This window comes from Pseudoalteromonas nigrifaciens (assembly GCF_002221505.1).
Classification (GTDB): domain Bacteria; phylum Pseudomonadota; class Gammaproteobacteria; order Enterobacterales; family Alteromonadaceae; genus Pseudoalteromonas; species Pseudoalteromonas nigrifaciens.
The window spans coordinates 2,525,664-2,544,164 of sequence record NZ_CP011036.1 but is presented as its reverse complement, the minus strand read 5'-3'; the positions used below and the strand labels follow the sequence as shown (position 1 = coordinate 2,544,164).

Genomic DNA, 18,501 nt, shown 5'->3' with positions numbered 1-18,501 from the left:
TTGGAGAAATAATGAAATCGATGATTTTACCCAAAGAATCACAAGGCCATCAGCTGCATAGCCTTTTAGAATATCCAATTACTCCACCCAATGCGGATGGTACGGTAGTGGAGATAGCTGAAGGTTTATTGTGGTTACGCATGCCTATGCCGATGTCGTTGGATCATATAAATCTTTATTTACTCGAAGATAACGACGGTTGGTATATTCTCGATACCGGGCTTAATAATGACACAACACGGCAATTGTGGTTAACGGTAATAGAACAACATTGCAACAAAAAAGTAGTTAAAGGGGTTATTTGTACGCATTTTCATTATGACCATAGCAGCCTAGCTAGTTGGTTAATGGCCACGTTTAATGTGCCGCTATATATGACTTTTGGTGAGTTTTACATGCTAAAAACGCTGAGCAATAACACCGCAGCGCTTGGCAGTGACAACCAACTAGATTTTTATCATAGTGCAGGTTTACCACGTGATGAGTTAGACGTGATTATTGCTAGTTGCCGTAAAGATCCTTTTATAAAATTTAGCCCGCCGTCATTTAATCGTCTGCGTGAAGGGGATGTACTCACCATAGGCAAGCGCCGCTGGCAAATAGTCATAGGGGAGGGGCATTCGCCAGAGCATGCGTGTCTTTATTGTGAAGCCGACAAACTACTACTAGCTGGCGATCAGTTATTGCCCAATATTAGTTCAAATATTTTAGTGTCTGAGTTAGAGCCGCAAGGTCAGCCATTAAAAAACTGGCTACGTTCGCTTGAAAAACTACACACGCTCGATTCACAAACTTTAGTATTACCTGCCCATGGTCCGGTATTTCGCCACATGCATTTACGTGTACAACAGTTGATTGACCATCACCTTGAGCAGTTAGATATATTAAGAGCGTTTGCACTGCAAGCCCCTGAATTTAATGCCTATCAGGCAATGAAGCATTTATTTAAACGCGCTCTTTCACCCATAGAAAGTATGATGGCATTGGGTGAAACCTTAGCGCACTTAAATTGGTTAGAAAGTAATGATGAGTTATTTTGTCAGCGTAAAACAGATTCTGGCATTAATAGTTACTTACTCACGGACAAAAAATTAGCAGCTGGGAATACATTATGAATTTATTTAATTTAGTCACTGCCACTAAATCACAGTTAATGGCGCCTGGCGCACCATTTGAAGTCACTAATAAGCAAATCAATGGTCAAAATTATCAGGTGTATTGCAATGCGCCGCTTAATTTAGCGCAAGTGATTAATGATGCAAGGCGCACTGATGAGCAATCATTTTTGGTTTATCAGGGAGAGCACTGCAGCTATAAACAGTTTTTTCAACACGTTGATAATGTTGCCAGTTACTTACAGCAACATGGCATAAAGCAAGGAGATCGTGTTGCTATTGCAATGCGTAACCGACCTGAATGGGTTATTGCTTTTTGCGCGATAGCATTGATAGGTGCAGTACCTGCACCACTAAATAGTTTTGGTATGCAGCAAGAGCTAATAACAGCACTTAATGGTATTGCGCCTAAATTATTAATTTGTGATGGCCCAAGATGGCAGCGAATTAGCCAAAGTAATGAGTGGTTAACCGATACCTTAGTATTAAACGATACAGCATTAGATTTATCGCAATCTGCTGCAGCAATAGACTTTACAAAGGCACTTAATCATTCAGCGCACAGCATTGAACCACCCACAATAACAGCAACCGATGCGGCTTTAGTCCTGTTTACCTCAGGTGCGACTAGCGTTGCTAAAGCGGTTGAGTCGAGCCATATTGCAGTGTGCCAAGCACTTTATAATATTGACTTTATTGGTGCAATATCGGCAATGACCTCACCTAAAGCATTAGCGCTAATTATGGAAAAAGGACTGGTGCCTACTATTTTAACCGCGGTGCCGTTATTTCATGTAAGTGGTTTACATGCCCAGTTATTGTCGGCATTACGTGGCGGGCGGCGCTTAGTGTTTACCCATAAGTGGGATCCGCTAGAGGCAATTGAACTGATCAAAAAAGAGCAAGTAACACAATTTAATGGTGCGCCATCTATGGTGATGCAGTTATTACGAGAGCCGAGTTTTCATAGTGCAGAAGTTATGGCCTCGTTTAGTGGTTTAGGTTTTGGCGGCGCAGGACTACCAGCCAGCTTAATTGATAAAACGCTGTCTAGCTTACCTGAGCAAATGATAGGAATTGGCTTTGGTATGACCGAAACCAATGGTGTGGGCGCAGCAGCGTCTGGCGATTTATTTCGCCATGCACCCAAAAGCTCTGGGCTTATTTCGCCCATTATGGAAGTACGTATTTGCGCAGCAGATGGACAGTCGTTACCTAGCAATAGCGTGGGCGAAGTATGTATGCGCGGTATTACTTTAATGGATCAGTATGTTGGCGACTTAACAGCAACTCAAGATGCAATACGCTCTGGGTGGTTACATACCGGCGACTTGGGCTATATAGACGACGCAGGCTTTTTGTTTATTGTTGACCGTATTAAAGATGTGATTAACCGCGCGGGGGAAAATATTCCCGCAGCCGAAGTAGAGTCGTGTTTGCTTGAACACCCTGCGGTAGCCGAAGTAGCAGTGTTTGGTATTCCAGATGAAGAAACCGGTGAGGCCGTTATTGCTGTTGTTTGCCCATTAGAAGGCGAGTTTATTGAAGAGCAGCAATTGCTCGCACATGTAGCACAACGACTGGCTAAATATAAAGTACCGCAAAAAATTCATCTTATGGAAGATAAATTACCGCGTAATCCGGCCGGTAAAATTTTAAGAAACAAATTAAAAACAAAGCTTTATCAATAAATGTTAATCGCCGTTAAAAAAGCCAATAAAGCGCAGATTAGTCATTAGTGAATAAAAATAATTGAACAGGAGAAGGTAGATGACCACAGCCAATGATGTTGAAAAAAATTACGATGTAATTGTTGTCGGTTCGGGAGCCGGTGCAATGACTGCAGCACTGTTTGCCGCCGATCAGGGTAACTCAGTACTTATTGTTGAAAAAACCGATAAATACGGAGGCACCTCTGCAATATCTGGAGGTGGTATTTGGATCCCAAATAACGATGAATTTCGTGCACTTGGCGGCAAAGACAGCTACGAAGCAGCGCTCACTTATATTAAAGCGGCCAGCCAAGGCAGTGTTGATGAGACGCGTATTCGTGCCTATTTAGATAATGCACCAAAAATGCTGCGCGAGCTGCAAGCTAATAGCCGCGTTAAATTTGCGGTTGCCGATAAATACCCCGATTACTATCAACACCTTGAAGGCTCATTACCGGGTGGGCGTAGTATGGATCCAGAGCTATACGATACCACAGGGCTGGGCGATGAAATGGATAACCAACAGCCTGCTGCCGGTAATGCATTACTGATGGGGAAAATGTCGTGGACTGCGCGCCAAGCACATAAAGCAGTGTCGAAGGAGCGCGGCTGGATGCTGATGATAATTGGTTTAATGCTACGTTATAAATTGGACTTTAAGCAGCGTAAAAAAGGACGCCGCGATCGCAGAGCAGGGTTAGGCGCGAGTTTAGTGGCATCACTGCGCCACTCGTTATGCGATCGTAATATTCCATTATGGCGCGGTACAGAGTTTACCGACTTTGTTATTAATAACGACAAAGTGACCGGTATTAAAGTGCTACGTGATGGCCAAGAACTTACATTAAATGCGCGTTATGGCGTAATAATGGGCAGTGGTGGCTTTGAGCAAAATCAAGCATTACGTGAAAAATATTTACCGGCACCGTCACAACAAAGCTGGAGTGCAACACCTAAAGGCGGTAACACAGGCGCGGCATTAGAAGCGGGGCAAAAACTAGGCGCAGCCACCGATTTACTTGATTGGTGCTGGTGGACACCTACCTTAAATGTACCTAAAGAGCGCAACGCTCGTGGTTTATTTGCCGAGCGAGCCTTTCCTGGTGCTATTGTTGTTGATGGTGCAGGGCAACGGTTTTTTAACGAAGCAGCGCCTTATTTAGAATTTGGTGATGCTATGTATCGTAATCATCAAAAAATGGGTAATTCTATTCCTGCTTGGGTGGTTTTTGATGGCCATTTTCGCCATGAGTACGCTATGGGACCACTGATGCCTGGCAAAATTATGCCAGATAGCAGAGCGCCCAAAGCCTGGTTAGGCTCGGTTTATTTTAAAGCCGATAGCTTAGCAGAGCTGGCAAAACTAGTTAATATTGATGCTGATGGATTAGCACAAACAGTACAAAAGATGAACCACTACGCAGCAACGGGTGTAGATGAAGACTTTGACCGTGGCGGTAATGTGTTTGACCGTTATTACGGCGACACTAAAGTAAAACCTAATCCTTGTTTAGCACCGCTAACAAAAGGCCCTTATTACGCATTAAAAATTCATCCGGGCGATATTGGCACTAAAGGTGGCTTGCTTACTAATGAGTATGCCCAAGTGGTACGCCCATCGGGTGAGCCCATTGCAGGACTCTATGCCATAGGTAATAGTTCCTCCTCAGTTATGGGCACAAGTTACCCAGGCGCGGGTGCAACAATTGGCCCAGCTATGACCTTTGGTTACGTTGCGGCTAATCACATTACAGCTAACCGCGGCGCAGAAGCCAATGACTAGAGAATTGCATATGACGATCAATAATTCATTAGACCCTGGCATTAGCAGCGAAGTGGATAGTATTCCTAAATTAGTGTTTGCTGCTGCAAAGCGCCATGGACAACTTATTGCCATTGAAGATGGCGAAGCAAAAATAACCTATCAAGACTTACCTACTGAGAGTTTAAATGTTAGCCGTGCACTTATTGCTTTTGGAATAAAACCGGGCGATCGCGTGGCTATTTGGGGAGCAAACTCTGGGCGCTGGGTGCTTGCCGCGATTGGTTTGCAAATGGCCGGAGCAGTGTTAGTACCTATCAATACCCGTATGAAAGCAGTTGAAGCGGCTGAAATTATTAATCGCAGTGGCGCAAAGTTAGTGTTTAGTGTTGGTGACTTTTTAAAAAGTGACTACCCCGGCGAATTGGCAAAATTATTCACTCCACAGCAACTGTCGATTGTAACCTTAACCCCACGTAAAGGGGAGCCACTTGATATTTGTTGTGATTGGCAAAGCTTTTTAGCCAGAAAAGACAGCATAGATGAGCGCAGTGCCCGTGAAATTGCCTTAGGGGTTGGTGCAGATAATCTGTCTGATCTTATGTTTACCTCTGGCACTACAGGCAAACCCAAAGGTGTTATGAGCCGCCATGGGGCAATAATTAAAGCGTTTAGCGTATTTGTAAAAACCTTAGGCATAGTACCTGGCGATCGCTATTTAGTGGTTAATCCGTTTTTTCATGCCTTTGGTTATAAAGCCGGATGGGTAAGTTGTTTATTAGCAGGCGCGACTATTTTACCACAAGCAGTGTTTGACGCCGATGATGTACTTGCCCGAATTAGCCAAGATAAAATAACCGTATTACCTGGGCCACCAACACTTTATTTATCATTGCTTGCTCATCCACAGTTGGCAAGCGCTAACTTAAGTAGCCTGCGCATAGCCGTTACTGGCGCTGCAACTATTCCGCCTATTTTAATAGAGCGAATGCGTGAGTTATTAGGTTTTAAAGTGGTAACCACAGCCTATGGATTAACTGAGTGCGGTGGTTTAGCAAGTATTTGTGGCATTGATACCGACGTTGCCACCATAGCCAGTACCAGTGGCCGCGCAATTGAAGGCACCGAAATAGCAATAATGTCTGAGCAGGGTGAAATACTCGGTGCTAATGAAACTGGCGAAATTTGTATTCGTGGTTTTCATGTAATGAAAGGGTATTTTGAGCAACCACAAGCCACCGCCGAAACCATAGATAAAGACAATTGGCTGCACACCGGCGATGTTGGGCATTTAGATAAAAATGGCTATTTAAGCATTACCGACAGACTAAAAGATATGTACATTTCGGGCGGATTTAATTGTTATCCGGCAGAAATAGAGGCAGTACTTATTGAGCACAGCGCTATTGCACAAGTTGCAGTGGTAGGAATTAAAGATGAGCGCATGGGAGAAGTTGGCTGTGCATTTATTACTTTAAAATCATCAGCAGAACTTGATGAGGCAACGTTAATGACTTGGTGTCGTGAGCGCATGGCAAATTATCGAGTACCCAGAAAAATCAAAATAATTGACGCAATGCCAGTAAATGCTTCTAACAAAGTAGTTAAAGCAGAACTGATAAAGCATTTTTTGCAACAGTAAAATTTTAGAAGGAGCAAACATTTGGAATTTTCATTTACCGAAGAGCAGAAAATGATCCGCGATACTGCGCAAGCCTTCTTAGCTGAAGTATCGTCATCGAATGCAATACGCAGCGCAATGGACACTGAGCAAGGCTTTGATCCACAAATATGGCAACGTATTTGCGAAGAAATGTACTGGCAGGCAATTCATATACCGGAAGAATATGGCGGCATGGGACTAGGCTATGTAGATTTGGTGGTTATGCTGGAGCAAATGGGACGTTATTTATTATGTTCGCCGTTTTTTTCAACCGTGTGTTTAGCCAGTAATGCCTTAATAGTTGCCGGCACTGATGAGCAAAAGCAACAATATTTAACGCAAATATGTGAAGGTAGTTTAACCGCTACGCTTGCCTATACCAGTAAAAATGGCCAGTGGGACGCAACAGCAGTGCAAGGCATTGTAACTGCACAGGGCGATGATTATGTACTTAATGGCACATATCGTTATGTACTAGATGGCCACACGGCGCAATTATTAATAGTTGCCGCACGTAGTGAAGGCAGTGAGGGCGAGCAAGGAATAAGTTTATTTGCAATAGACTCAGACACCCCTGGAGTAAAGCGCACTTGGTTGCCAACTATGGATCAAACACGTAAACAGGCAGAAATAGTGTTTGATAATGTGCGAGTGAGCAGCAGCCAATTAATGGGCGAGGAAAATAATGCTTGGCCACAGCTAAATAAAGTGTTGCAACTAGCTGCTATAGCCATTGCAGCAGAGCAAGTAGGTGGCTCGCAACAAGTATTAGATTTAACTGTAGAGTACACCAAAGAGCGAGTGCAGTTTGGTAGGCCTATAGCGGGTTTTCAAGCAGTTAAACACCAAGCGGCAGATATGATGCTGCGTACCGAGGTGGCGCGCTCAGCCGTTTATTACGCTGCGTGCGTAGCAGAGGAGGCGCTCAGTGGTGGTTTGTTGGCCGATGAGTTAGGCGAAGCAGCCAGCGTAGCTAAGTCGTATTGCTCAGAAGGCTACTTTAAAAATGCCGGAGATGCGCTGCAGCTTCATGGTGGAGTAGGGTTTACCTGGGAATATGACGTGCACTTATATTTTAAACGAGCTAAATCGTCTGAGTTATTTTTAGGTGATGCAGCTTATCATCGTGAACACGTCGCAACATTGTTATTAGATTAAACGGCTGCTAAAAAGGTAAAACAGATGAAATTAAGTTTTAGTGATGAAGACGAAAAATTTCGCGCCGAAGTGGCACTTTGGCTCTTTGAGAATTTAGTGGGTGAATTTGAGCAGCTTAAATTTCGCGGTGGCCCAGGGGATGAACACATGTTTCCTCTGGAGCGTAAAAAGTGGGAACAAAAGCTCGCGCAAGGAGGTTGGACCTGCATTGGTTGGCCTAAAGAATATGGTGGCCGAGGGTGCTCTATTGAGCAGCAAGTTATTTTTAATGAAGAATATGCTCGCGCCGGTGCGCCGGGTCGTGTTGGGCATATAGGTGAAGGGCTTGCTGGGCCAACGTTAATTGCCTTTGGTAGTGAAGCGCAAAAACAAAAATACTTGCCAGGCATTGCAGCCGGAACCGCACTTTGGTGCCAAGGTTATTCTGAGCCTGGTGCAGGCTCAGACTTAGCTAATGTTAATACCAAGGCACATTTTGACGAAGCCAAAGGTAAGTGGATTATTAGCGGGCAAAAAGTGTGGACATCGCTTGCGCATGAATCTGACTATATTTTTGTTATAGCGCGTACTAACCCAAATTCTAGCGCTCACAAAGGGCTAGGCTTTTTCTTAATGAAAATGGATCAGCCAGGTATTGAAGTGCGTGGCATAAGGCAGCTTACCGGCACCTCTGAGTTTAATGAGGTATTTTTTGATCAAGCCGAATGTGATGCCGACGATATTGTAGGGCAACCAGGTGAAGGCTGGGCTATTGCTATGGGTTTACTTAATTTTGAGCGTGGCGTGTCGACCTTAGGTCAGCAAATGCAGTTTCAAAATGAGCTTAATCAAATTATTGATATAGCCAAAGCCAATGGTAAAAGCCAAAATCCAACTATTCGCCAACGCATTGCTGACGCTCATATAGGGCTTAAAATAATGCGCTACAACAGTATGCGTATGCTCTCAGATACAGGTGATGGCGGCTTACAAAAAGAAGCGCTGATCTATAAGTTATTTTGGGCAACATGGCACCGTGATTTAGGCGAACTGGCAATGGATGTACTTGGTCCCGAAGCCGAAATACTAGAGTCAGGCCCTTATACATTAACCCGTTTACAGGCTATGTATTTGTTTGTTCGCTCAGATACCATTTATGGTGGCACTAACGAAATACAACGTAACATTATTGCTGAACGTGGCTTAGGTATGCCCAAAGAGCCTAAAATAACCGCATAAAATAATTGTATTACTTAACCTGATGTAACGGATAAAAAATCGCTTAACCAGCACATCAGGTTACTTATTTTATTGCTCATTACGACTGGGCTGGTGGGGTTATTTTTAGCGAAGGCTGTGAGTTCAAAAATTAACTAAAGAGTAAGAAGGGCTGTAAAGCTAAGCCCGCTTAATCAGCGGGCTTTATTTGAATACAGTAAGGACGTTAAAAACTGCTGCGAGGCATAGGCATTGGCGCGTCGGTTAGCCCCCCATTAACACCAAAAATTTCACCAGTGATATAGCCCGCCGCGGGCGAGGCTAAAAATAGCGCACAAGCCGCTACATCTTCAGGCTGACCTAAGCGATTCATAGGTGTACGTTTAACAATAGCCTGCTCCATTTCATCATTCATTACGCCTTTAAGTGCTTCGGTAAGGGTTGAGCCTACGCTAATTGCATTAACGCGCACTTTAGGTGCAAAATCTTGCGCTAAATTAAGCGTCATAAAATTTAATGCCGCTTTGGCGATGCCGTAACTGATAAAGCCGGGCTGAGCTAACTGCCCAGCTACCGATGAAATATTAATAATACTGCCTTGGCCACTGGTATTTACCATGTGCGGGGCACTAATACGTGACAAATCAAACGCGGTAGCGGTATTGAGCTTAAAGCAATTTTCTAACTCTGCTGCGCTGCTGCTAAGTGTAGGCTTAATTGCGCCTGAGCCACCGACGTTATTGACTAAAATATCGAGTCGACCAAAATGCTCAATTGTTTTATCAACTAATGACTGTCGTTGTTGCTCATCAAGTACATCGCACGCAACGACTAAAGCGCGGCTGCCGCGTTGGCGTATTTGCGCTGCTGTTTGTTCAATATCTTCGATGGTTCTGGCAGTGACTACAATATCGGCACCCGCATCGGCTAATGCCAGTGCTATGGCAGCACCTATGCCACGCCCTGAGCCGGTAACAATAGCGACTTGGCCATCGAGGCGAAATCTATCGAGTATAGACATTAATATCTCCTTACTTAAATTAGACTAACATGTTGCTGTGCAAATTAAGGTTGCCTTACAGGCATACCTCAAATAAACCCGCAGCACCCATGCCACCGCCAATACACATGCTCACCACAACATATTTAACACCGCGACGCTTGCCTTCAATAAGGGCATGGCCCACCATACGCGCACCACTCATACCAAAGGGATGGCCAATGGCGATAGCGCCGCCATTAACGTTAAGTTTATTGTTATCAATACCTAGGTAGTCGCGCGAATAAATAAGCTGACACGCAAACGCTTCGTTAATTTCCCACAAACCAATATCATCAATTGATAAACCATGTTGTTTTAATAGCTTAGGAATAGCATACACAGGGCCAATACCCATTTCATCGGGATCGCAACCTGCAACCGCCATACCACGAAACACACCCATTGGCGCTAAGCCTTTTTGCGCCGCTAATTGTGAGTCCATTACCACGCAGGCTGATGCGCCGTCAGATAACTGACTTGCATTACCTGCTGTAATAAATTCACCTTGTGAAATAACGCGACCATCTTTCCACACCGGTTCTAAGCTTTGTAGGCTCTCAAGAGTTGTAGAAGGGCGGTTGCCTTCATCTTTAGCTAGTAATACGTCCTCAAAGGTCACTTCTTTGGTTTCGCGGTTAAATACTGATTTAGTAGATGCCATTGGCACAATTTCGTCATCAAACAGGTTGTTTTTTTGCGCCGCAGCAATACGCAGTTGCGACTGTAAGCTGTACTCATCTTGCGCTAAACGTGAAATGTTGTAGCGCTTAGCAACCACTTCAGCCGTTTCGATCATCTGCATATAGGCATGCTCTGAATGCGACAGTACTTTTTTTGAAATATTACGATAAGTATTTTTGTGTTTGTTTTGCACCATAGAAATAGATTCAACGCCACCGGCAACCACAATATCCATTGAACCAAGCATAATATTTTGCGCCGCAAAACCTATACTCATTAATCCAGATGAACACTGACGGTCAAGAGTCATACCCGGCACGCTATTAGGTAGGCCTGCAGCGGTCGCTGTTAAACGGCCCAAGTTATAGCCTTGAGTACCTTGCTGGGCTGCACAACCAATGATCACATCATCAACCTCAGCACCATCAATACCCGCGCGTTTAACGGCTTGCTCAACTGTATGACCTGATAATGCAGGCGCTTCGGTATCGTTAAAGGCACCACGAAAGGCTTTGCCCATAGGCGTTCTGGCGGTAGAAACTATAACTGCTTCGCGCATGATTATTCCTTTTTTATTTTGAAGTGCAAAGGCACTCTTACGGTTAAATTTTAGCTAGGTAATAATGCTGAGTTGCTGCAATAACACGTGTGTATTGGTTAAATTAGTCAGATTAATTGCAATTATTACCACGGGTAAAAATAGAGTTTTCCATATCTACATTAACCCTTATCGCGTCACTGTGAACATCGACCATTTGAGGTAGGCAATAACTAATTAGTAAAATAAAGAGAATTAGTAATTGGTTTGTACTGCTTATTAATTCGCTTATTGGGCGAGTTTAGCTTTAATAGTGATGAGTAAAGCAAGACAATATTTGCCGCGGATTTTAGAAAGGGAAACAGTTACAAACGGAATTAATTTTAATGAATTTACGTTGTGGTTCCTGCAATTTATTGAAAGTAGTTAGGGTATATTGACCGTTCATGGTTGAACCTTTTTCACTCTAGGGGGCTTTAATCGCGGTGCGAAATTTGTAACCTAGTATGCTCGGTAACTGTTTTTCCCTTATTCTACTAGCTTAAAACCAAGTAAAAATAAGTAAAAACGAGCAAAGCTTCCGCCGCTCACCTATACCCATGTAGATAAAAATAGTTCATCACCCTTGGCAAAACTACTCGATCAGCGTGTGTTTGGCATTTATACGTCGATATCACCTAGTTTGTGGGGAATAACGACATTACATAGGCTCTGTCTAACCTAAAAGCCAAGCAAATTGCTAAAAATTAAACCTTAGATGGTAAACAGGCTCTAATTAAAAAGAATTTTTTAAGTGGGAAAGTTGTTTTTTATTAATTAAACAGGCTAAAAAAACACATGAAATGAATGAAAAGTGAACGAGGTATTTAATTATGTTTAGCTAATAGAGTTTATAAAAGTTATTAGGATCAAATAAAGACAGTTTATTTTTTGTTTACCTAGTTTTACGTTGTTTATAAATTATAAACACATATTTTACACACCATTAAAACGGTTTTTAATTTATGGGTCGTTGAGGCTTGTGAATTGTTTAGTACGCATATTTATAAAAATTAAGTACTAATACTATTACATTTAATTGCAGGATTGTTTGATAAGTAAGCAAATGAAAACTCACTAAACCGTTATTTTATCTTAAGATTAAATCGTCTTACCGAAGTTGCTCAAAGGAAATGGCAATAATGAAAAAATATCTAGGTTATTTATTATGTTGCTTTGCATGTAATGCATATAGCAACGATGAAGTAGCACTTACTTTAGTTGGGTACATTTCACCTAAATGTGAGTTCACGGCAGAAAATAAAAACTTAATTATTTCTTCAGATGGCTTCGCTAATACAGAGTTAGCAATTAATTGTAACTCACCTATGCGGGTATCTATGCTGTCAGAAAACGGTGGTTTGCGCCACCAGCAGGGTACTCACTTAAATGCTTATAACGTTAACTTGTCAATTGCAGATGCTAATCAAAGTATGTCTGTTTCGTCACAGACCCTAACAGTATCACAAACATTTAATGTTGATAAAATTTTATTTAACAGTGTAGCAAAACTACAGTTAGAGCTAGTAGACCCTTTAATTTATGCAGGAAATTACCAGGATGTTATTCGCATAGAAATGACGCCATCTGCAGTCTCTGGTGGTGTGCGGTAAACCATTAATTATTAAACATAAACATATGTCACATGGAAAAGGAATATAACAATGAAAAAGTTAATCGTATTATCAGCAATCGCAGCACTTACATCAGGTGCAGCACTAGCAGACAGCATAAACTTAGGCGCGGCTGTACAGTCTGTGTGTGGAGTTAGTAACACAGAGACTGTTAAATATTTTCCAGCTCTAGCTCTGGGTAATAGTGCTACAGTTAATTTTAATCTTCAGTGTAATGATGTAGACGGCGCAACAATATCGCTAACAACTTCTGAAGGGCATTTACAAAATTCAGATAATGAAGATATGGGCGTTGGTTATACTGCAGCATTAAGTGCAGGCCCATTTGCGTTTACTTTAACTGCAGATGATGGTGCTAATGATCAGTCAGCATCTCAAAGCCAAGCAGGCACAGCTGCACTTGCTGCAGGTGGTCTAGCGGGGACAATTTTAGTTACAGTTACACAAACACCTACATGGTCAGGGACGTATGCAGATACGCTTACATTAGGTATAACAGCTAATTAATTCGTCACTTTAAAAGGCAGTTTTTAACTGCCTTTTTATTATTTAGAGGGAATTTTATGCGTTTATTTATAATTTTTATTTTATTTACAGCTTCTTACTCGGCATTGTCTTTTCAAGTACAACCTATGGTTGCAGAGGTACAACCTATGGGGAGCCAATCGCAACAAACAATACGCATAGCAAATACATCAGTAAATCCTTTAACTATTGAAATTACAGCATATGATTTATTAATAACGGATCAAGGAGATGAGTCGTTACGTGAAAATGAAGATGACTTTTTAATTATACCTATGACAACTATTATTCCTGCAGGAAAAAGCCAGTCAGTTATTGTTAGGTATATTGGTGAGCCTGTACTTTCCGCTTCAAAAGCTTATCGTTTAATGATTGATCAAGTAAAAGTTAATTTACAAGATGATAATACATCAGGTGTTGGTATGAGCTTGAGCTTTAGAACGTTACTTAATGTGGTTCCGCAAGGAGCAGAAGCCAAGTTAATGATTAAAAGTAAAGCACAAGCAGCAACTGGTGAGTGGAAAGTATTATTAGAAAATACCGGCAATAAATATATTCGCTTATCGCAAGCACAGTGGGTAATTAAGGGTAATAATGAAGAATTTGTGCTTGAAGGAGAAAGCTTAAGTAAAGCGTTAAGTGGAAAGCTGCTTTTACCTAACTCAAGTCGAGAAGTAACAATAAAAATACCAGCGCAATTTAATGCAGAGCAAAGTGAGTTAGAGGTGCTGTTTTAATGTGTAGGCTGCTGAATTATTACTTATTATTATTTGTAATGTTAGCTTTGCCCGCCTACGCTTTAGAAGTAACGCCCATGGTAGTTACTTTTTCACCAAATGGCGTGTCAAATGGTGCATCTAGTTTAATACATAACCAGTTACCACGTGATATTGCCTTTGATATACAGGTATACGAAATTCAATTTACACAAGATGAACCACAACTAGTGCCGTTAGAAGATTCGCCATTGTGGGTGTTTCCGCCGTCATTATTTTTACAAGCGGGGCAAAGTCAGCGTATTCAATTTAGATGGCTAGATAAAGTACTGCCAACCACAGATAAAAGTTACCAAGTTAGCTTGATTGAGCAACCATTAAACGCTCACTTAGCAGACAAAGCATCGCAATTAACCATGCTGCTTAATGTGAACTTAATTGTGCATGTAGATCAACCACAGTTAACAGCAGATTTAGCCGTTGGAGAGTCTCATATTGAGGGAACAGACATTATGGTAAATATAATAAATAAAGGCCCAGGTGCGAGTCGATTAAGTGATTATGAGATCAAGTTAACTGATGAAAGTTCTGGAGTATTAATAGAGCGCATTTTAAAGCAGCAATTAAAGGCACAAGGGTATGACGTGTTTTTTGCACCTAATAGTAGCCACTATATAAAAATACCTAAACCAAAATCGATAAAAGAGGATAGTTTTAAAAGCTTACGCTTAGAATTGATGAGGTAATAAATATGCGTATATTTATTTGTTTATTATTAATTGTATTCACTCAAGTAAGCCTAGCAAAAATAAATCCATCTAACCGAACCATTGAGCTAAGTGTTGAGGCTGAGCTTAATAAAACAGATATTGGCAGAGTAACACTTGCTGTGGAGCCAGGTGATAATTTATTACTTAAGTGGAACGAAGTTGAAACAGTATTAAAGGAAGTGTTATACCCTGAAGGCCTTGCCATATTAAAAGCTAAGGTTGTTGATGGTTTGCTTAGCAAGCAAGCATTAGAAAAGTTTGGCTTTGTGGTTAACTTTGACCTAAGCGATTTTAGTTTAAAAATAAATGCCCCTCTTAATTTAACCCGCCCGCAAACATTAAGTTTAAAATCAGACTCTAGGCGACTAAAAGCTTCAGAAGTGGCTAATTTAAGTGGCTTTGTTAACCTGTATTCTAGCTACTTATATCAACAAAATAACAATACAGATACGACAGACAAACAGCTAGCCTTTCGTGCTGAAATGGTGATGAATTGGGGGGGCTGGGTAGTAGAAAATGAACTTGAGTACTTATCAGATGTTGAGGCAACATCATCAAATGTTAAACGTTTAGGCACACGCTTAGTGCATGACTTACCGTTAAAAGGCATGCGTGTATCAATAGGCGATAACTACAGCTCAGGAAGTTACTTTCAATCTACATCACGTATTTTGGGGATTTCACTTGCTCATGACTTCTCGCTAGTATCCGATAGGCCAATAAGACCCAGTGCCTCTAGAAGCTTTACTTTAGAAAGCCCATCTTCTGTAGAAGTATTGGTTGACGATAGGATTGTAAAGCGATTAAATTTAACTGCAGGCATATATTCATTAGATGATATACCGTTGAATGAGGGAAGTAATAATATAAGTTTGCGGATCACTGATATTGCAGGGGTAGTACGATACGTTAATTTTGATGTAACCACGGGCTTAGATTTATTTGCAGAGGGACAGCTAGAATATGAGATTCATATTGGAGTGCCATCGACATTAACCGATCAGCTAAATTACGATAATGACAGCCCATTGATAAGTACCTATCTTGATTATGGGGTATCGCCTAGTTGGACTATTGGCTTTACAGCGCAGGCAGATGAATTTATACAACAAGCAGGCTTTAAAAGTATTTATGCTGCCAATATTGGCCAATTTGCATTTGAAAATGCAGTGAGTTTTGGCGACGAAACAGGACACGCTTACCGATTGGTATATAGTAGCTTTACAGACAGAAGTGAATTACCACAAGATATTAGTTTTGGTTATGAGTACTCTACTGAAAACTTCCGTGCTGTAGGCTATCGACCTGATCTACAAGGTAGTGCTCGACTACGAGAACACTTTATTCAGGCAAACTATAGCTTTTTTAATAGCCCTACTTTACGTACTTCTTTTTTTGCCAACCTATCAAGAGCACATAATGAAGCTCAGTTTGATAAATCAGTAGGGTTAAGTTTATCTGGTGATTTAAGTAACAACCGTTGGCGTTATAGCCTAGGCGCTCAATGGGATGAAATAGCAGATAATGCAGAGTGGGGAATTAGGCTCTCTTTAACCTATAAGTTTAGTAATGATCGACGTTTAAAGTTATCTCACCAATCACGTAGAAACAAAACACGTTTAGAGTATACCCAAGATGCTAATCAACGTTATGTAGGTGCCTTTAGTTTAAGAACGGGAATTGAACATAATGACCAAAATGAAGCATTATTTGACTTAAACACACAATATAATGGCAACCGGTTCTTAGCTAGTTTAGACCATGCTAGCTTTTATGAGCAATTAAATGCAAGTTCAGCTTATCATCAAAGTCGGGTTAGTTTTGCATCCAGCGTAGCATTTGCAGAAGATGATTGGGCAATAGGTAAGCCTATATACGACAGCTTTGCTTTAATTAAACCCCACTCGAGCCTAAAAGATAAAAAAATAACCTTGGGCCAATACAAAGATCAATACAGAGCAAACAATGCAGATTTTGATACTATTTTATTACATGATATTAGCTCATACGATAATTCGGCTATTTCAGTAGATGTAGAAGATTTGGAGCCTGGGTATGATATTGGGGCGGGTTTAGTGGTGTTTTTCCCCTCTTATCGCAGTGGGTATAGTGTAATGATTGGTACTGCTGCAAATATATCGGTTATCGCCACTTTACTAGATCAACAACAACAGCCGTTAGCATTACAAGTGGGTGTTGCTGTATGTTCAGATAATACTGAAAAAGAACATAAGTTTTTTACAAATAAATCGGGTCGTTTTGCATTAACTGGGCTTACCCCTTGTAGCTATGAAGTGACATTAAATAATAGCGAAAAATCGCAATTTATTTTAGATGTAAAAGAAGGTGAGCAACTACAAAGAAAAGGAAAGATTTATGTACACTAAACAAACGGTTACCTTTATTAGCGGCTTAGCTTTATTACTTTTACCTTATATTAGCTACGCACAGTGTGATGCAAGGTTAAATAATATTGACCACTTATTTGATGACTTTGATCAGTACCATGCATTACAAAAAGTAGATGCAAAAAAGCAGCTGCGCATTAATGTAATAAATGACGAACAGTGCCAGCTACATATTATACTAACCAGTGAAAACCAAGCGCAGCTAAAAGGCGCTTTTCAAAGTATTGCTTATCAATTTCGCAGCGATACTCAGCAATTAGTCAGCTCATCAATTAGTCGTTTACAACTAGTAGAGTCAGCGGCTGAAGTTGAACTTTTGATCCCATCGGGTACACCGGTAAAGGCAGGGTTATACACAGATAGATTGCAAATAAAACTTTATGATCAAAATAATCAGCTGCTCGATGAGCGTCAACTTGACATTGAAACAGATATTGCCCCAAGAACCAGCCTGTCGGTGCTTGGTTATAATACTTTTGCAAATACCATTAACTTAGGAGAGTTAATACCTCTGCAAGAATACGCTATGTTACCTAGCCTGCAAGTAGTGACTAATTCAGATGTTCGGCTGCGTGTTAGCTCTGATAATAAAGGTAAGTTAGTGCACAGTATGTATCAGCAACAATATGCGATAGATTATAATTTAGATTTGGCGGGTAATTGGTTAGGATTGAGTCAAGATACAAATAAAACGTTTTCATACGCTGGGCAAACTGTGTTTTTATTGCCACTTAAAATACAGTTAGCTGACTTTAAAGAGCAAGCCGCTGGTGAGTATACAGATACTATAAGGTTTCAAATTAGCCCACTTAACTATTAACTTTGTTTAAGTTTTTTTGACACCATGCAAGCGCTTGCTGCTTATTTTTAACGGCAATTTTTTGATACACTTTATGTAAATGAACTCGCACAGTTGCTTCGCTGATAAACAGGCTATCGGCAATAGCACTGGAGTGCATTCCTGAAAACAGTAAGTTTAAAACTTTAATTTCTTTACAGGTAAGGTTATTCGACTGCAGTGTTGTTTGTTGCTCGCTAGCCAGCATTTGCCTCATCCAACAATCAGTAACTGCGCGAGGAAACCAAAGTTCTCCCTTATTAATCGCTTCTAACCCTTGGTGAAAAAGAGCTTCGTCTGTATTAGCATAAAATAAGCCCTTTAAGTTAGGCCATTCTTTTAATGGAATAACATCACTGTCTTTAGGCACGTCAAAAATAACAAGCCCTTGGTGCTCATTTTTTAACATAAACTGATTAATTAGTTCATAGTTAGTGATAACGTTAAGTGCTTGATAATTTACCAGCAGTATATTGTATTGTGTCGCCACACAAAATAAAGAAGTATACCCGGAAGTATTTAAACACTTTATCTGTTTATTCGTTATATTTTCAATTGCCATAAATTTATTCCATATACTTAAGTATTAATACTATATTCCTAAGTTCAGTTAATATCAATGGTGAAATAATGTACAAATCGTTTGTTATTTAACTTAAATCGCTTGTTTAATTGTAGTATACGCAATAGGCTCTGTGGGTTT

The 18,501-nt window shown here is 40.9% G+C and carries 15 protein-coding genes; 12 read left to right on the top strand and 3 right to left on the bottom strand.

Annotated elements, in window-relative coordinates; genetic code table 11:
- The first annotated feature begins 11 nt into the window (after window positions 1–11).
- The 6 genes from PNIG_RS12135 (at window position 12) to PNIG_RS12110 (ending at window position 8,628) form a co-directional block, all read left to right on the top strand.
- Complete coding sequence (locus tag PNIG_RS12135) at window positions 12–1,115, top strand: MBL fold metallo-hydrolase (protein WP_089368588.1); 1,104 nt, start codon at window positions 12–14, stop codon at window positions 1,113–1,115.
- Window positions 1,112–2,806: a class I adenylate-forming enzyme family protein gene (locus tag PNIG_RS12130; RefSeq protein ID WP_089368587.1), complete on the top strand. Its 1,695-nt coding sequence runs from the start codon at window positions 1,112–1,114 to the stop codon at window positions 2,804–2,806. Before PNIG_RS12135 ends, PNIG_RS12130 begins: the two co-directional genes overlap by 4 nt.
- 79 nt (window positions 2,807–2,885) lie before the next feature.
- Complete coding sequence (locus PNIG_RS12125) at window positions 2,886–4,610, top strand: FAD-binding protein (RefSeq protein ID WP_089368586.1); 1,725 nt, start codon at window positions 2,886–2,888, stop codon at window positions 4,608–4,610.
- A gap of 10 nt (window positions 4,611–4,620) precedes the next feature.
- Entirely contained in the window at window positions 4,621–6,231 is a 1,611-nt protein-coding gene (locus PNIG_RS12120) for a FadD3 family acyl-CoA ligase (protein WP_089368975.1), read from the top strand.
- Window positions 6,232–6,252: 21 nt separating this feature from the next.
- Window positions 6,253–7,410: an acyl-CoA dehydrogenase family protein gene (locus PNIG_RS12115; protein ID WP_089368585.1), complete on the top strand. Its 1,158-nt coding sequence runs from the start codon at window positions 6,253–6,255 to the stop codon at window positions 7,408–7,410.
- Window positions 7,411–7,434: 24 nt separating this feature from the next.
- Window positions 7,435–8,628, top strand: coding sequence for an acyl-CoA dehydrogenase family protein (locus tag PNIG_RS12110; RefSeq protein ID WP_011328787.1), 1,194 nt, complete (start codon window positions 7,435–7,437; stop codon window positions 8,626–8,628).
- A 205-nt stretch (window positions 8,629–8,833) separates the two neighbouring features.
- On the opposite strand, the gene PNIG_RS12105 is transcribed toward PNIG_RS12110, so the two are convergent.
- Together PNIG_RS12105 and PNIG_RS12100 are read right to left on the bottom strand one after the other, a co-directional pair.
- Complete coding sequence (locus PNIG_RS12105) at window positions 8,834–9,628, bottom strand: SDR family oxidoreductase (protein WP_011328786.1); 795 nt, start codon at window positions 9,626–9,628, stop codon at window positions 8,834–8,836.
- 55 nt (window positions 9,629–9,683) lie between these two features.
- Window positions 9,684–10,889: an acetyl-CoA C-acyltransferase gene (locus PNIG_RS12100; RefSeq protein ID WP_089368584.1), complete on the bottom strand. Its 1,206-nt coding sequence runs from the start codon at window positions 10,887–10,889 to the stop codon at window positions 9,684–9,686.
- Between the two features lie 1,160 nt (window positions 10,890–12,049).
- On the opposite strand from PNIG_RS12100, the gene PNIG_RS12095 reads away from it, so the two are divergent.
- From PNIG_RS12095 to PNIG_RS12070, 6 genes are read left to right on the top strand one after another with little or no spacing between them, the layout of a single operon-like run.
- Entirely contained in the window at window positions 12,050–12,520 is a 471-nt protein-coding gene (locus PNIG_RS12095) for a hypothetical protein (RefSeq protein WP_011328783.1), read from the top strand.
- A 51-nt stretch (window positions 12,521–12,571) separates the two neighbouring features.
- On the top strand, window positions 12,572–13,048 hold the full coding sequence (locus PNIG_RS12090) for a hypothetical protein (protein WP_089368583.1): 477 nt from the start codon (window positions 12,572–12,574) through the stop codon (window positions 13,046–13,048).
- A 56-nt stretch (window positions 13,049–13,104) separates the two neighbouring features.
- On the top strand, window positions 13,105–13,803 hold the full coding sequence (locus PNIG_RS12085; protein ID WP_089368582.1) for a fimbrial biogenesis chaperone: 699 nt from the start codon (window positions 13,105–13,107) through the stop codon (window positions 13,801–13,803).
- On the top strand, window positions 13,803–14,528 hold the full coding sequence (locus PNIG_RS12080) for a fimbrial biogenesis chaperone (RefSeq protein WP_244181038.1): 726 nt from the start codon (window positions 13,803–13,805) through the stop codon (window positions 14,526–14,528). The genes PNIG_RS12085 and PNIG_RS12080 overlap by 1 nt, the downstream gene beginning before the upstream one ends.
- A gap of 5 nt (window positions 14,529–14,533) precedes the next feature.
- Entirely contained in the window at window positions 14,534–16,939 is a 2,406-nt protein-coding gene (locus tag PNIG_RS12075) for a fimbria/pilus outer membrane usher protein (RefSeq protein ID WP_089368581.1), read from the top strand.
- The gene (locus PNIG_RS12070; protein ID WP_089368580.1) at window positions 16,929–17,780 is read left to right on the top strand and encodes a hypothetical protein; all 852 of its coding nucleotides are present in this window, start codon (window positions 16,929–16,931) and stop codon (window positions 17,778–17,780) included. Before PNIG_RS12075 ends, PNIG_RS12070 begins: the two co-directional genes overlap by 11 nt.
- On the opposite strand, the gene PNIG_RS12065 is transcribed toward PNIG_RS12070, so the two are convergent.
- Window positions 17,770–18,360 (bottom strand): LuxR C-terminal-related transcriptional regulator, encoded by a 591-nt coding sequence (locus tag PNIG_RS12065; protein WP_011328777.1) that lies wholly within the window; start codon window positions 18,358–18,360, stop codon window positions 17,770–17,772. The genes PNIG_RS12070 and PNIG_RS12065 overlap by 11 nt on opposite strands.
- Window positions 18,361–18,501: the final 141 nt, after the last annotated feature.

Coding starts and splice junctions, on each gene's coding strand:
- PNIG_RS12070 (WP_089368580.1), top strand. CDS start 16,929: ATGTACACTAAACAAACGGTTACCTTTATTAGCGGCTTAGCTTTATTA.
- PNIG_RS12075 (WP_089368581.1), top strand. CDS start 14,534: ATGCGTATATTTATTTGTTTATTATTAATTGTATTCACTCAAGTAAGC.
- PNIG_RS12090 (WP_089368583.1), top strand. CDS start 12,572: ATGAAAAAGTTAATCGTATTATCAGCAATCGCAGCACTTACATCAGGT.
- PNIG_RS12080 (WP_244181038.1), top strand. CDS start 13,803: ATGTGTAGGCTGCTGAATTATTACTTATTATTATTTGTAATGTTAGCT.
- PNIG_RS12065 (WP_011328777.1), bottom strand. CDS start 18,360: ATGGCAATTGAAAATATAACGAATAAACAGATAAAGTGTTTAAATACT.
- PNIG_RS12095 (WP_011328783.1), top strand. CDS start 12,050: ATGAAAAAATATCTAGGTTATTTATTATGTTGCTTTGCATGTAATGCA.
- PNIG_RS12100 (WP_089368584.1), bottom strand. CDS start 10,889: ATGCGCGAAGCAGTTATAGTTTCTACCGCCAGAACGCCTATGGGCAAA.
- PNIG_RS12085 (WP_089368582.1), top strand. CDS start 13,105: ATGCGTTTATTTATAATTTTTATTTTATTTACAGCTTCTTACTCGGCA.
- PNIG_RS12130 (WP_089368587.1), top strand. CDS start 1,112: ATGAATTTATTTAATTTAGTCACTGCCACTAAATCACAGTTAATGGCG.
- PNIG_RS12120 (WP_089368975.1), top strand. CDS start 4,621: ATGACGATCAATAATTCATTAGACCCTGGCATTAGCAGCGAAGTGGAT.
- PNIG_RS12125 (WP_089368586.1), top strand. CDS start 2,886: ATGACCACAGCCAATGATGTTGAAAAAAATTACGATGTAATTGTTGTC.
- PNIG_RS12105 (WP_011328786.1), bottom strand. CDS start 9,628: ATGTCTATACTCGATAGATTTCGCCTCGATGGCCAAGTCGCTATTGTT.
- PNIG_RS12135 (WP_089368588.1), top strand. CDS start 12: ATGAAATCGATGATTTTACCCAAAGAATCACAAGGCCATCAGCTGCAT.
- PNIG_RS12110 (WP_011328787.1), top strand. CDS start 7,435: ATGAAATTAAGTTTTAGTGATGAAGACGAAAAATTTCGCGCCGAAGTG.